Source organism: Escherichia sp. MOD1-EC7011, from assembly GCF_002965005.1.
In the GTDB taxonomy this organism is placed as follows: Bacteria; Pseudomonadota; Gammaproteobacteria; order Enterobacterales; family Enterobacteriaceae; genus Escherichia; species Escherichia ruysiae.
Genome location: NZ_PTRD01000043.1, coordinates 1 through 15,836, shown reverse-complemented (window position 1 = coordinate 15,836; position 15,836 = coordinate 1). Strand labels below are relative to the sequence as shown.

At 44.9% G+C, this 15,836-nt stretch carries 9 protein-coding genes and 1 pseudogene; all 10 read right to left on the bottom strand.

Annotated features, from left to right (window positions below; genetic code table 11):
- Positions 1–57 precede the first annotated feature (57 nt).
- The 10 genes and pseudogenes from yiaY to A7098_RS19330 all read right to left on the bottom strand — a co-directional run bounded on the left by yiaY (position 58) and on the right by A7098_RS19330 (position 15,202).
- Positions 58–1,209: an L-threonine dehydrogenase gene (gene yiaY / locus A7098_RS19370; protein WP_000741505.1), complete on the bottom strand. Its 1,152-nt coding sequence runs from the start codon at positions 1,207–1,209 to the stop codon at positions 58–60.
- 188 nt (positions 1,210–1,397) lie between these two features.
- On the bottom strand, positions 1,398–3,242 hold the full coding sequence (gene selB, locus A7098_RS19365) for a selenocysteine-specific translation elongation factor (protein ID WP_105281298.1): 1,845 nt from the start codon (positions 3,240–3,242) through the stop codon (positions 1,398–1,400).
- Entirely contained in the window at positions 3,239–4,630 is a 1,392-nt protein-coding gene (gene selA / locus A7098_RS19360; RefSeq protein ID WP_105281297.1) for an L-seryl-tRNA(Sec) selenium transferase, read from the bottom strand. The genes selB and selA overlap by 4 nt, the downstream gene beginning before the upstream one ends.
- A gap of 97 nt (positions 4,631–4,727) precedes the next feature.
- A complete protein-coding gene (locus A7098_RS19355) occupies positions 4,728–5,336 on the bottom strand; it encodes a glutathione S-transferase (protein ID WP_000766696.1) in 609 nt (202 codons plus the stop codon).
- A gap of 146 nt (positions 5,337–5,482) precedes the next feature.
- Positions 5,483–9,154, bottom strand: coding sequence for a S6 family peptidase (locus tag A7098_RS19350; protein WP_301005549.1), 3,672 nt, complete (start codon positions 9,152–9,154; stop codon positions 5,483–5,485).
- Positions 9,155–9,355: 201 nt separating this feature from the next.
- A complete protein-coding gene (locus A7098_RS23870) occupies positions 9,356–9,505 on the bottom strand; it encodes a hypothetical protein (RefSeq protein ID WP_157943561.1) in 150 nt (49 codons plus the stop codon).
- Positions 9,506–9,707: 202 nt separating this feature from the next.
- Positions 9,708–12,191, bottom strand: coding sequence for a fimbria/pilus outer membrane usher protein (locus A7098_RS19345; RefSeq protein WP_105281296.1), 2,484 nt, complete (start codon positions 12,189–12,191; stop codon positions 9,708–9,710).
- A 25-nt stretch (positions 12,192–12,216) separates the two neighbouring features.
- Complete coding sequence (locus A7098_RS19340) at positions 12,217–12,897, bottom strand: molecular chaperone (protein WP_105281295.1); 681 nt, start codon at positions 12,895–12,897, stop codon at positions 12,217–12,219.
- A gap of 91 nt (positions 12,898–12,988) precedes the next feature.
- Positions 12,989–13,546, bottom strand: a complete 558-nt coding sequence (locus tag A7098_RS19335; protein ID WP_105281294.1) for a hypothetical protein — start codon at positions 13,544–13,546, stop codon at positions 12,989–12,991.
- 562 nt (positions 13,547–14,108) lie between these two features.
- Positions 14,109–15,202 (bottom strand): annotated as a pseudogene (locus tag A7098_RS19330) (IS3 family transposase).
- Positions 15,203–15,836: the final 634 nt, after the last annotated feature.

The following is a 15,836-nucleotide window of genomic DNA, read 5'->3' as shown; positions in this document are numbered from 1 at the left end:
TTACAGAGATAATTGAAAAATCGGCTGACAATTTGCCAGCCGTTGTGGGAATGATGATTACATCGCAGCGCGATAAATCGCCACAATTTCTTCGTGAGTTGCCTGAATCGGGTTAGTAAATCCGCAGGCATCTTTCAGAGCATTGGTCGCCAGTACCGCGAAATCTTCTTCTTTCACGTTCAGATCGCGCAGACCTGCCGGAATATCGACTTTCTTCGCCAGTTCGCGGATAGCGTTAATGCAGGCTTCTGCACCTTCCGCGTCGTTTTTACCTGTCACGTTCACACCCATTGCAGCAGCGCAGTCACGCAGACGTGCGGCGGCTACTTTGCTGTTGAATACCTGAACGTGCGGCAGCAGAACGGCGTTACATACACCGTGCGGCAGATTGTAGAAACCGCCTAACTGGTGCGCCATCGCATGAACATAACCCAAAGACGCATTGTTGAACGCCATACCGGCGAGGAACTGGGCATAAGCCATCGCTTCACGCGCTTTCGCATTGCTGCCATCTTGTACGGCTAACGGCAGGTTTTCGGCAATCATGGTCACGGCTTTCAGTGCGCAAGCGTCGGTGATCGGCGTGGCGGCAATAGACACATACGCTTCGATAGCGTGTGTTAAGGCATCCATACCCGTTGCGGCGGTCAGTGACTTCGGCATACCGATCATCAGAGAGGAGTCATTGACAGAAAGCAGCGGAGTCACGTGTTTATCCACAATCGCCATTTTGATGTGGCGCGCTTCGTCAGTGATAATGCAGAAACGGGTCATTTCAGACGCAGTACCCGCCGTGGTGTTGATGGCGATCATCGGCAACTGCGGTTTTGCAGAGCGGTCAACGCCTTCGTAATCGCGAATATCACCGCCGTTGGCTGCCACCAACGCAATGCCTTTCGCACAATCGTGCGGAGAACCACCACCTAAGGAAATCACGCTATCGCAATTATTTTCTTTCAGCAGTTTGAGGCCTGCGGCGACGTTTTCCGTAGTTGGGTTAGGCTGGGTGCCATCATAAATAACGCTAAAAATATTGCGTTCTTCCAGTGCTTTTTGCACATCGCCCGCCATACCTAATTTCGTTAACATATTGTCAGTAACAATTAATGTACGGGTAAAGCCATAGTCTGCCATCATATTCATTGCATCATTCAATGAATCAGCGCCGATGACATTCACTGAAGGAATAAAAAAGGTTGAAGCTGCCATAAAACACTCCTGGAAGAGTAAAAAGGGCTGGCAGATTACAAAGTATTTTCATTCGGAAATATGATCGACATTACCGTTTATCAAAATATTTTTAATAAAAAGCACGTTACATTCATCAAATAACGTGCTTCCTTAATATTAATAAGAATTTTGTATTAATTCATATTTATTATGAATTAATCATTTCCTTATTTTTCGGGAAATAATAATGCATCGCGCAATAAATGATCATTTCCACGACGCCGCGTAAAGCCAATGCGGTCAAAATATTCCAGAATCTGAATTGCCAGCTTTCGGCCTACACCTAAGCGATCGCGGAAATCCGCCGCGCAGGTTGAGCCACATTCCTGATCGAGATCGCGGATCATATTGGCAAATTCAACAATCCGATCATTACGGTAATAACGATCTTTGACGATCGCCGTAATTATCCCCTGCTGCGCCGCCTGCCGTAGTGTCAGCCGCATTGCCTGCTCGTCGGTTCCCGTCTCTTTTGCCAGATCACGTACCCACCACGGCTCGTTACCAAACAGCGGCTCTGCTTTTTGCCAGATAGCCTGCTGCTCTTCGCTGAATCCGGCTTTATGATCCGGCAGATGCAGCCAGCCGTGGTGGCTGTGGATATCGCCGCTTTCGCGCATCTTTTCAATCAACAACAGTACCAGAGCTTCATCTTCCATCGGCAACGCCATACGCCGCAGGCGCTCGCGCCCCGGACCGGGTTCGTCGCGATGCTGCTCATGATAAGCCGCTAATGTGTCGAGGATTTTCCGCTGCCAGCGGGCGGCAACCGGCGCATTCAACAAGCTATAACCAGCCTGAATATAGCCAGGCTGTTGCAGCACTTCGCGCATCCCTTCGCCGTTGAGCTGTCTCGCCCAGGCGAAATCGGCAAGATTCACCGCTCCGCGTTCCAGATGAACCGTCAGTGCGTCGGCATCGCTTTGTGTGCGTGCAAGAGACGCCAGCCATTGCAGATATTCCGGCTTACGCTTACCGCGACGTGGCGGGTTGAGCATCACCACGCGCGCCCCCGCCAGCGTGTTGCGAGCCGAGATATCGCGCAGCACTATGCGATCGTTATCCGCCAGCCACAGAGGCGTGTCGAACACCAGCTCGGCAAGGTTATCTTCCAGCAGCGAAACGCGCCCCGTAACGTGGCTGGCGGCGTGGTGAATATGCAGCGGCTGCCACTGGGTCAACGGTACATGAGTTTGTAGCTCGACAATCACCCGCGTGAACGGCTCCGGCGGCGCATCGGCAAGCAGCCAGTCGCCACGGTTAATCTGTTCTTTCTCCGCATCACCGGCGATGTTAAGCGCAATACGTTGCCCGGCATGGGCGGTTTCTGTTGGTTGATTTTGCGCATGGAGAGCACGCACGCGCATCGGCTTATTTACACCAGTCAGCCATAGTGAATCGCCTACCTTCACTTCCCCGCTTAACGCCGTACCGGTGACCACCAGCCCGGCACCTTTTACGGTAAAAGCGCGGTCGATAGCGAGGCGGAAACTATGTTGGCTGGCGTGTTCACGTTCAGGCAACTGAAGCAGATGTTCGCGCAGGGCATCAATTCCCCGACCTTCGGTTGCTGCGGTGACAAACAGTTTTGCCTCAGCAAAACCGTATTCCCGCAGCACCTCCTTTACCTGACGTTCAACCTCATCAACACGCGCTTCGTCCACGCGATCGGCTTTAGTCAGCGCCACTGTCAGCATCGGGTTACCGGTAAGCTGCAAAATCGCCAGATGCTCACGGGTCTGCGCCATCACACCGTCATCGCAAGCCACCACCAGCAGCGCGTGATCAATACCACCCACGCCCGCCAGCATATTGGAAAGAAACTTTTCATGACCGGGAACGTCGATAAAACCAGGCACGCGCCCATCTGGCTGCGGCCAGTAGGCATAGCCGAGATCGATGGTCATTCCGCGCTTTTTTTCTTCCGGCAGACGGTCGGCATTTACGCCAGTAATCGCCTGCAATAAGGTTGTTTTGCCGTGGTCAACGTGTCCGGCAGTCGCAATAATCATTTCAACAACATCTCCATAAACCGTTGCTCATCTTCAAGGCAGCGTAAATCCAGCCACAATCGTCCGTCATAAATACGACCAATCACCGGCACCGGCAATTCACGCCAGCGGGCGGCTAATGCCTCAAGGTGGCTGCCACGTCCGTCATGGGGTGTAAACGTTAATGCCGCGCTCGGCAGGCGATCAACCGGCAGCGAACCACTGCCAATCTGCGAAAGACACGGCATAACCTGTACCGCAAACTCCGCACCGTAATGTGCGGCAAGGGGAGCCTGTAAACGTTGCGCCTGGATTTGAATGACCTCTGCGCTGCGGGTAAGCAGGCGCAGGGTCGGTAATTTTTCACTCAGCGCCTCAGGGTGTAAATAAAGACGCAGCGTGGCTTCCAGCGCCGCGAGGGTCATTTTATCCGCGCGTAATGCACGCTTCAGTGGATGGCTTTGCAGGCGGGCGATCATCTCTTTTTTACCAACGATAATCCCTGCCTGCGGCCCGCCTAACAACTTGTCGCCGGAGAAGCTCACCAGGCTGACGCCCGCCGCAATCAACTCCTGCGGCATCGGCTCTTTCGGCAAACCGTACTGGCTAAGATCGACCAGCGAACCACTGCCTAAATCAGTCACTACGGGAACATCCAGCTCTTTGCCGAGCGCCACCAGTTCCGCTTCATCTATCGCTTTGGTGAACCCCTGAATGCTGTAGTTACTGGTATGTACTTTCATCAACAGTGCGGTATTTTCATTCACCGCCTGACGATAATCACTGACGTGCGTGCGGTTGGTCGTCCCCACTTCGTGCAGGGTACAGCCAGCCTGACGCATGACGTCAGGGATACGAAACGCGCCGCCGATCTCCACCAGTTCGCCACGAGACACCACCACCTCTTTACCGCTTGCAGTGGCTGCCAACATCAGCAGCACCGCCGCCGCATTGTTATTGACGATACAGGCATCTTCCGCCCCCGTAATGCGGCACAGCAGTTGCGCCAGCGCGCGATCGCGATGCCCGCGTCCGGCGTCGTCCAGATCGTACTCCAGCGTCACCGGCGAACGCATAGCCTGCGCAACGGCTTCCACCGCTGCTTCCGCCTGTAAAGCTCGCCCAAGGTTGGTATGCAGTACGGTTCCTGTCAGGTTGATCACCGGACGCAGCGCGCTCTGCGCTTCTTTCGTCAACCGGGCATCGACTTCTTGCGCCCAGTTCTCACACCACGCGGGCAGCGTCTGGCTGTCACGAATCACTTCTCGCGCTTCGTCAAGCATCTGACGCAGCAATTCCACCACGCGGGTGTGACCATAAGTATCACGCAAAGAAAGGAAGGAGCTATCGCGCAATAAGCGATCAATAGCCGGAAGTTGACTATAGAGGGAACGCGTTTCGGTTGTCATAGGAAACCTGGCTGATCAAGGCCCTCTCACACGGAGAAGGGCGTTTAACATAACCACGGATTGTAACGTGAGATGGGTCAGGAGGACATATCGCGCATCAAGCCTTTGGTGGTTCGGTGCGGGCAAAACTTTCGCGGCTAAACAAGTTTTCGACCAGTTTGACTAAGTGTGGGCGGTCAACACACCAGCCCGGCGCAACGCGGCGGAAATTGAGATATCCGACGGCACAGGCAATGGCGATCGTCGCCAGATTGACCGTATCGGTTTTAAGCGTGCCATCGACCAGATATCCTTCCAGCACATCCAGACTGCGGTTGATTTTCTCCCGCTGGCGTAACAATTCATCTTCAGACTGCTGCGCCGCCGGACGCGCCTGTTCGCGCACCGATACCAGCCCGGCATCCATAATGCCATCTGCCAGCGCCTCAATTTTACGCACTCGCAACGACTCCAGCGGATCGCGCGGCAACATCGCCGGAGCGACATTCATTAATTCAATATATTCGGCAATGATCGGCGAATCAAACCAACATTCGCCCTCTTCGGTCACCAGCACCGGCACTTTCCCTAACGGGTTAAATTGCGCCACGCCGTTGTCCGCGTTATAGGGCAGTTCATTAATAAATTCGAAAGTTATGCCCTTTTCTAACAACAGAATAGAAAGTTTGCGTACAAACGGGCTGGTGTAGCTACCGATAAGTTTCATGCCATGTCCTTTGTATTAACAAAATATGAGTATGACCCAGGGTTAAAAAAAAGGCAGATGTTATTGATATGAGTGTGATGACAAACACAAGATGACCCGATACGTACGCATATCGGGTCTTGTAGATGAAACGATCTTTTTAAATATCAGAATGAATAGCGGATATTCGCATTGATAGCATTATCGACGTTGTACTTACCAAATGCTGATTTCTCAACGGTCAGGCCGATACGGGTATTGTCTTTAATGCGTGTATCAATCCCAATATTGGCTAACATACGACCATCTTTACCGTTGTACATCGTGGACTCACCAGCAAAATCACGGTAAGTGGTGGTGCCAGAATTCCGCAGGTCAAATTGATAACTTAAACCTGCCTTCGCTGTAACCTGCCAGTCGTGCCCATCCAGCGTTTTTCCAAACTCCACTCCAGTACGACCAATCAAGGGTTTTGCCGTTTTACGTTGCATGCTGATATCCATTCCGTTGTATTGCCAGTCAAAGGTATTACCTGACAACGTGCCGTAGACAAGCTCAACCTGCGGTTCAATAAACACATCAGGTTTCCACTGATAGCGCCAACCGGTTTCAGCCCCTAAATACCAGGAGTGGGCAGTATCGTCTGCCTTACCAAGTCCCAATGTTTGCATTGTGTAATCGTCACGATGATGGACATATTTTCCGACCACATCAATATACAATCCTGAATCAAACAGGGTGGATGCGTATAAACCGCCGCCTACAGAGCGGGTTTTCCCCTGGTAACTTTCGCCACTGGCTTTGCTGTCAGTAACAGTCATCATGATACCTGTAAAAAGATCACCTCCATCAAAGTGATGTTTTTTGTCGGCACCAATTTGCAGATGCATATGGCGATCAGAGAATCCCCCCTCGCCTGAACCAGAAGTGGTCATAAACCGTGCCCAGGCACCGGCTTCTCCTTGTGTATCGCGTAGATCACCCATACGTCGGTTAAGGTTATTCACCTCAGATAAGAAGTTCCTGTAACGGATATCCATAAAACGTTGACTTTCATTGAGTGCAGCATTATTACGCTGAACATCGAATCCTTTCAGACGCCACTGTGTGGCACCATCAGTATTTACCACCTCAACATCAGGAGTCATTGAGTGAAAACCCATCTGTTGAGGCACAGTTTTAAACGCCTGAGTATTGTTGGTTCCATTTTCTGCCGTGATCAACGGAATATCACCGACAGACATTTCGTTAAGCGGTCTGGTCGGTTTTACATACAGAATATTGTTCTCTGCGATTAACTTATCGAGAACCGTAATATTGCTGCTGGTTTTACCATCGGTGGTCATCACAAGCTGGCTGTTAGATAGTGCCAGATTTTGCATTTGAGAAGACGAGTTAAGCTTCCACAATGTCTGGTCAATACTAACATTGGCCCCAGGTGCGTTGATATCACCGGAATAGTAGATGCCTGATGAAGTACCTTGGTTCGTACTAACACCAATATTAATGGTCGCATTTGAGCCGGCAGTAATATCACCACTCATCATCGTACCGGAACCAACATTCAACGTTGATCCAGAACCTTGCAAATCCCAGGCTGCCGCTGAATAAAACGCTGGCGTCGTCGATTGTTCATTCAACAAAGAGAGGGTAGTCCCTGAACCGAGCACAACATTGTCATCCGATAGTAAACCAGCCTTGCTTGTAAGCTGTGCATTATCGGTGAGTGTCAGTGCCGAACGGGTCAACGTACTGTACTCACTGATAGTTGCACCAGGGGAAGATACATTTATAGTACTATCCGTACTATTTATTCCACCCGTAAAAAATTCATTAATATTTAAAGTAGAGTTATTGGTCAGAGATACATTTCCATAAAATGTACTTTTATCTGAGTCCTTTGTCGCTTTTGATTGACCTTGTTGCGGAATAACCTGTACTTTCTTTTCATTACTGTCATTCAGATCAATATAGACATCTTCACTGCCAAGGGTGACAGATGAGTTATCTGCACTAATATCAGTAGTGAGCTGCGCATTTCGTCCAAGATAAAACGAGGTGTCTTTCAGAACAAGAGACTTCATGCTGAATTGTCGAGTCTCCCAATCATCCTGTGTAAATGACACTGGTTGTGTTAATACTGAGTCATCTCCTAGTTTTTTGAGAGTATTTGCTACTGACTGACTAGTCACCGCATGAGGAACAGGATGCCCCTGAAAAAACAATTTTCCACCATTTTGTTCAAAATTATCATTTATATTTATACCACCATCAACAATAAAATCACCTGAATTATTGGTGGCGTTATTTGTCACAGACAAATCATTCTTAAAATTCCCATGATAAATAGTTGCTGTTTTTTCATTTAACGAAAGTGTCAGTCTGGCCAACCCGCCATTACTTGTAATAATTGCACCGTCATCAAAAGCATTTAATTTGTGGAAAGTCAGATCATTCCCATTAATATCAAGCGTACCTCCACGATATCCCCAATAAATATTATCTGGGTTAACCTGATTTTCATCAGAAAGAATTACAGTAGGGCGACCACTAACAAGAGATACCCTACTAAAAGCCTGAACTTTCCCCTCGCCATCGGGTCTCTGAGCCAGAATAACTGTGCCATCACCAGTATTCAGGCTTCCACCATTAATCCCGGAGCCATCAATTTTCAACGTCCCCGTGCCTAATTTATGCAGCGCATCTCCTGACACACCGTTGACCTGCCAGTCAACAACGTGTCCATCATTGACAATGATACCGCCCCCAATCCAGGTCTGATCATCAAGCGGTTTCACCACATAGTCATCATTAAAAGTCAGCGCCCCAGCCCCCTGAGTCACCGAATTTTCTAAAACAATTGTACCACCTCCAGAAAATGCCAGATTTTTCCCATAGTTGAGATTTGAGCCTATCTGACCATGCATGCCCCAGGAATTATTTCCCTGAACTAACTGACCTATTCCTGTAGTACTGTCGAAAGTCCAGAGAATATCCCCGCTCCCGGCCTCACTGGTAACAGGTTTATCAGTATCAGCATTTATATTTGCGGTGATTTGCGCTGTTGGTATAACAACATACCAGTTGGTACTCCCTGTAGTTCCTGCATACGCACTGAGTACTCCCACAAGAACCCATTTATTTAGAGTTGTATCCCATCCAAATAGCGGTGAACCACTGTCACCGGGGGTCCCATAAGACGCAAGGGCACCATTGCCAGCATTTGTCACAAATGACCAGTCTGAGATTGATGGCGTAGGAACAATCCCCCCAGTAAGATAACTATAAGCACCGTTCAGAGTATAATATCTTTGTTTATTTTTATATATTTGTGTCCCTGTACCTATCCTGTAGAAGGCTGGAAATCTGTTTACATTTTTATATGTTCCCTTGGCTGTTCCTGCACTAGTGACCTCTACAGGAACCACATCTGTTACCAGTTTATTTAACCTCGGTGTATGGAAATCTCTCGCTGAGTAGTTATTTCTGTCTACTAATTTATAATTACTCGTACCAAACCGTACACTACTATAGCCACCATTATGCTTCACACTGACGACATACTGTGGATCAACAAGCGTGGCAACGCCCAATAGCCTATCCACAGATGAAAAATCAGGCATTGGCGCTTTATTTAACGTAGTTACTAATGTTCCTGAGTTATTAAACAACTCAATACCTTCCGTTCCTGGAATAAAGCCACCCTTATTTTCGGCAAAGTCTCGATACACCTGGTATGGAAGCAAGTTATTAACAACAGACGCTTCTGCAGCAGTCATGCCAACCAAATGCGACATGGCTGCAGAAAGAAAAACAGTTATAGCATTTATTTTTCTCATATATTATATCCAGCGATATATAAAATAACAGAATGCTTGATAGCTTCAAGAAAGCACAGTGTAACCCAGAAATTTTAAACGAAAAGAAAAAACAAATGATGAAACAAAACTATATCAGATATAGCTATTTTTAGAACAATCCCACGATGACGTTTATTTCAAATATGGCGCCTAAATATAAAATATAGTATTAATTCGTAGTTATCGATCTTTTTTCAATACATTAATATGCGCCAAAAGAAATTCAGTGGCAACAACACCTGTGTATCCAGCAAGTTTTATAACTTTGCTGCGAAATTCTGGTGAATGATGCTTATGAGGATTCCTGCCGATTGCTACTGTTTTTGTCATGTAAGCCGCACCTGATTGAGTGCTTACTCACTCAGTGTCCACTATTACTGGGTAAGAGCAAAGTCTCAACTCTGAGGAGTCTGTTAACCCCGTAGCGATTCGCGTCACGATCACATATTTATAGTATATCTGAAGATTATATTTAGTATTCTACTTCACCGTGTCTCCTAAGCATACATTAATGGGGTAGGAAGAAAATATTTTATTTACAAACTAAAGTTATCATCGATACCTTTCCTTTATTTTTATTGAAAGAAAAAGGTGCATTGCAATTACTTTTACCATCATCTCCCCATTGTGCCATCAATTCTCCTCTATCGGGTAATCCACTCATCCAAACCTGACCATTATCAGAAACAATACCCGTTACGCTTTGGTTAGAATGATCGCCCGTTAATGATGTCAGGCTGCCAAAGGGCACAGATTCACCATTCGGACGAACCAAGTTAATTAGAGCCTTATGACCTGAAACTACGTTAAACTTAGCACGAACCAACGCCCCCCTTGATGGAGTAACATATGCATCCGATTTGATGATCTCTGTTGTAGCCGAAACCTTATTTACATCTAATGCAATTGAGTTCTTCTGGTATGGCGACAGATTTGGAACAACGGTATAGCCATTTTGGTCAGTATACAAACCAATCCCTCGTTTTACTTTTATATTACCAACACCATTTGTATCGATTAAAGCATTCGCACCATCGAGTGATAAAGTTTGGGTTAATACTAACCCATCAGAGTGTAAAACAACGCCGCCATTAGCACTTAACTGTAATTGTCTTCCTTGTTTCTGATGTGACCAGGTTGATTGAATTTCACCCTTGGCTGTTTTATACCTTATGGTAGCATTACCAGAGTTAGAGTTTTCATCTCCACTATGGAGCCCTTCCATAACACTATAGTACAATTTCTGATCCAACAACGAACCGCTAACACCCGTTTGTATGTCAGATGTGTTTTTTGCCTTGTAAACATTGGTTGTCAGAGATGCTGTATTATAGTTTGAAAAGACACTAAATGGCACCGATACGGAGGCAAATATAGCCTTATCAGAATCATTATATTGTGGCTGTTTATTATAGGTTAATGATAAACTCGTTGATATACCCATTATAGGAAGAGAATATGCAAGTCTATACTGCTGACCATTCTCTTCGTTGATATAATCATTTAAATCAGCTGCCAGAGTGATCTGACCGGCATCCCCAATATCTTGCTGTAATTGAGACGATACTTTATATCTGGAACGATAGCTATAGGGATAGTCGTCACTGTTTTTATTCTGCTGATAGTCATTGAATGAATAATATCCTGAGGAACCATACCAATATCCGGTAAAACTTAAATAAGTTCCTGTAGACTCAAAACCTCTGGCATAAGTTAAGCGAGTCAGTTGCCCCTGTTCTTTTCCAGAGGAATTTCTGACAAATGAATCAGATTTAGAATGACTAAAATCTAAGGATATTGATCCCAATAATGGCATATATTTCCCCAGACCAATTACGACAGAGTTATAGATATCTGCAGCAATTAAACCTCCGTAGATCGTAGTGTCCCACCCTATACCCCATGCTCCGGAGTATTGTAAAAATTTAGGTCTATCTCCGTTAGGATTACCAACATTTCGGTATTGTCCAATAGCAGCGTAATAACGAAAACGCCCCTCACGTTGCAACACAGGTAATGTTGATGAAGCTTGTGTATAACGCCTTACTTCTCCGTTACTTTCATGGATCTCAACTTCCATATCTCCAGCATATAATGGAAAAACATCCTGTAACTCAAAAGGGCCAGCTGGCACGTCACCTTGCCAGATAATTACATTATTTTGCCTTACGATTACCTGTGCAGGAGTGTATGCAATACCTCGTACAACAGGACTATAAGTACTCATCCAGGGTACAATCATACCGTCATCAGAAGATATAGAAATACCTTCATACGGGAAACTTTCCAGGATTCCATCTTCTGTTGAGGTCTGGCCTATTGTCAACTGCCCACCCTGCCCAAAGCTATAATCATGACGAACAAACGTATTTAGATTAGTCCAACCTTGCTCATTCGTACTCCAATAACCATTATTCCTGACACGCCATCCCCCAATATTCAATCCCGTATTAATTGAAAGAGTTTGAGTCTCTTTTGTATCAGAGTTATATTTCTGTCTTACATCTGAATAGCGATAATTTAGAAGCAGCGCGGTCTCACCATCGTCCCATGATTGCGGTGGTAATTCAGACCATTCTGGATGATATATCCATTTTAGTGGGATATTTATATATAATACTTGCTTGTTTTTATCAAAAATACTATTAAATCCATCTATTTTATTTTTCAACTCCTCTGAAAGAATAGTATCATTTGATAAACTCAGGTTTTCTGTATTAATCCCCCATTTCTTTAGTATAGAGGTAGAAAACCGTGGGACGACTTTACCACTTTTTATTGGTTCAAATATAATCTTTTCTTTGCCAAGACGCTCACTATTTAAGACTACATCAATATAATATTCACCTGGCAGGAAACCATCAGCGCGAGAAAAATATTTTAGATCGGGGATATTATTGCTTTTATCACCCATACTGATAAAAGCAGGATTAAATGAATAGTTCGCAGCTAATTCTTCCGAATGCGAATTGTGTATAAACAAAAATGTCAATAATGCAATTGGCTTTAGTTTCATTTGTTATGATTCTGCTACAAATATACTAAAATGTTACATTTCTGATGCTGCTATTGGCACCATAATCATTAATTATTGAGAATGACAATGTCTTAACATTTTTTTCATGAATAACAGATTCAGAAAAAGGTTTTAACATTGTTGCAGCCCCCTTTGCAGGTAAGCCATTAAAACTCATCTGACCAATAGTGATAAAATATGGTGTCGGGTTTTTTATTTCTATCGTGTCTGTATGCTTTGTAAAAGTAAGTTTTTCAGGCAAATCTTCAATGACCGACTTATTATTTATTTTATGAGGTCTATAAATTAATTTTATCCTGGTGTTTAGACCTATTTGCACCGATGAACCATCTTTTTCCGGTGGAATTGCAAGAACATTAATTGCAAACAAACTTTCACGATCTTTTGGCAGTTCCATTGCTGAATCCAACTTATTAACCCTGAATTGAACGTTATTATTTACGTCTATTCTGTTTAATGGCGGCGTAATAAAAAAAGGAACTTTTGCATCACTATTAAAATAATCATTAACTGTCGATTTTAATAACAAAACCATATCTGACGATGTATTTCTCACTGTAAAAGAAACGCTATCGTCTTCTGAATCAAATATCACCCTAGTAACATCAAGACTTATTCCTTTTGAGTCTGCAAGTACGCTACATGTGAAAAAAAAAGAAATAAGAAATAACATTTTCTTATGCATGTATTATTCCTGAACTAACACCAGCAATGATGACATAATGTTTCAATAAAGGCATATGGTGAATATGCCTTTAAATTATTAATGTATATGATTAGTCATAGCTAATTGTATAGGTAACTACAGAGCTTAACTCACCTGGAGCTACAGTACCGCCTCCGCGTTTAATTACCTTAGCATATACAGGACCTACAGTTAGATCGCCATTCGTATCAGTTGTACCAAGGTTACCCTCTTTACCACTTAAATCCCACTGCACGCTGAAATTCTCACGGGAAGATAACATATAGGCGATATTACTAACCGTGTTTCCAGAGGCAGCTGTAAACAAGCCTTGGTAGGGATTACCTTGTGCAGTGTTTGCTGCCCGCACGGAGAACTTCATAGCCGTACTGGCAGGACAACCTGTCAATACAAAACTCCCAGCCTCTTGCGTGTTACCTATTGCAGCACCATGACTCACGCCTGTATCCGCACTACTAACGGTAAAACTTACATCTGTAGGCCACGTAACATTACAAGTACCCGATGTTACACTAAGAGCCACTCTTTGCTGATGAGAGCCAACTGTGTTTGTTGCAGCCATCGATGCTGCAGACGCACCGAGCAGAAGAACCCCTGCAATAATCTGAGCGGTGATATTTTTATTCATCAAAGAATCCCCCTTACTAATAACTAATACAAAATGCTAAATGACTATCTATGAATGCATATAGATGATAAATGAGATTGAGATGTATATCCCAACTCATGTTTATTATTTAATAAAATAAGAATCTATTTTGTCAACGCCTTTAACAAAGTCACCCTGCACCACATTTTTACATAAACCCATCCATTTTAGGATAAAAATGTATTTTTTCACTCTAATTATACTATTTTGTTGTATTTTTCTTAATGCTCTCTATTCTCGATATACCAACCGATTCTTATTTATATCTTATTTTTGCATTTATCTTTATGCTTTTATATTTCTGGGTAATTATTTGCAGATCTGCCCTGCAGAAAAAATGCAGATCATATGATTTAACCACTAATGACATATAACCATACGTAGCGTATAGGATGGAAGAAAAAATATATTTTTACTTCATTTATGAGATGATGGCCGGCGACACAGAAGATGCTCCTACCCACGTAATATGGGCACAAGCCTAAGCGAGGTTCTGTTTTTCACATTTTTCCGGACTGAGACCGCCACACCAACTGTGCCATCACCAGCGAATGTAATCGCACTCGATATAATTAAACACAATTTCCCGCATATTTCCCTACAGATAAAGTGTTCACCGTGGAGATATTCCACTTTCAGCGGATGAAAGAAACTTTCCACGCAGGCGGTAGCATCAGCCTTTTGCGCTCATACTGCCACGCAGATTATGCCGCTTCAGCATCGCCTGATAATCTGCTAAACAGTACAGACCTCCACGGCTCGTGTGAACGATAACGTTCCGGGGTTTTTTACACCGCCATAACGCCATCTGTAGGGCATCTCAGGTCTGTTGCGCCATTATGCGCGGCTACATCGACCAGCCAATAACCGTACGTGACCACAGATTAATTACCTCTGCCATATACAGCCAGCCTTCATCTGTGCGTAATTAAGTTATATCTCTCGCCCACTTCTGGTTCGAACCACTGGAGTAAAAAATCCAGCCCCATCAGATTTTCTGACACAGGCAGGCCGTGTGCGCGGTAACTGACCGGGCTGAACTTCCGGGAGGTGCCATCAGCCCCTGACGGCGCAGGCTTGCTGCCACGGTTTTTACGTTGAAGTGGTAATCCTGAGCATGCAGTTTATCAGTCAGGTGTGGAGCACCATAACGTTATTTTGACCTAGTAAAAGTCTCATGAATAACGCTGTCGAAACGCAGACTGAACTGCTGACGTAAACTTATCCTTGTACGCCGCTGACACAACGTATACCAGCCGCTGCTAGCCACCCGGAGTGCGTGGCACATTTCGTTGATGCTGAACTCAGCCTGATATTTTTCAATAAAGACTTACTTCATTTCAGGCGATTCGCGAACTATATCGCGGCCTTTTGGAGGATAGCCAGCTATCCACCCCGTTCTACCAGTTGGTGTTTGAGAGGTGCAATCTCGGTGGACATCTCCAGCTCACGTTCAGAAGCAGCCCGCTGATTTTGCTGTTTACTGCGCCAGTTGTAGAGCTGTGATTCATACAAGCTGGGTTCACGGGCTGCGGCAGCAACACCGATGCGTTCCGCAAGCTTCAGAGCTCCACTGCAAAATTTAGGTGAATGCTGTTTACGAGGCTTTTTGCTGGTTGATACTGTTTTTGTCATGTGAGTCACCTCTGAGTGAAAGTTTACTCACTTAGCTTCCTGCCTACTATTGCTGGGTAAAATCAAAGGCTGTCGCTACGATACTGCCTGTGTGAAGAACTCATTTCATTCTCTGAAAGCAGTATGTATCCCACGGAGAACTTCTTTACCTACAGGTGTATAATGCAGGTTACAGTGTTTATCATATCGAGGGTAATAGCCTCAGTCGGAATAATTTGAAAACCAACCAGCACCTTAGTTTAAGACAACGCCCACTTACGTAGGTAGTATCAACCCCCTCCGCATAACCTCGTCCATACAGCCCCAGACTGTTCGTATGACTAAGAAAATTGTCCGCATTTATTTAAATATTGAAATTTACATAGCAGTATGTATATGAAAGGCTGTTGTTATGCGACGATCTATGTGAAAATAGTTTCCATATACTGAATTTACTACATAAAAAAAATAACAATCATCACTATAATTTAGATTGGTAAAATGCGTCTTATGTTTTGCAGAATGGGCATCTTATCTGCACCCCAAATACATACCAATTCAAAAATTGTGATTCACTATGTAGACTAGATAGGCGCATCATATCAGATTTTTTTTGTATGTTGCCAGTTTCAAAATTATTTCACCTAGTTATTAC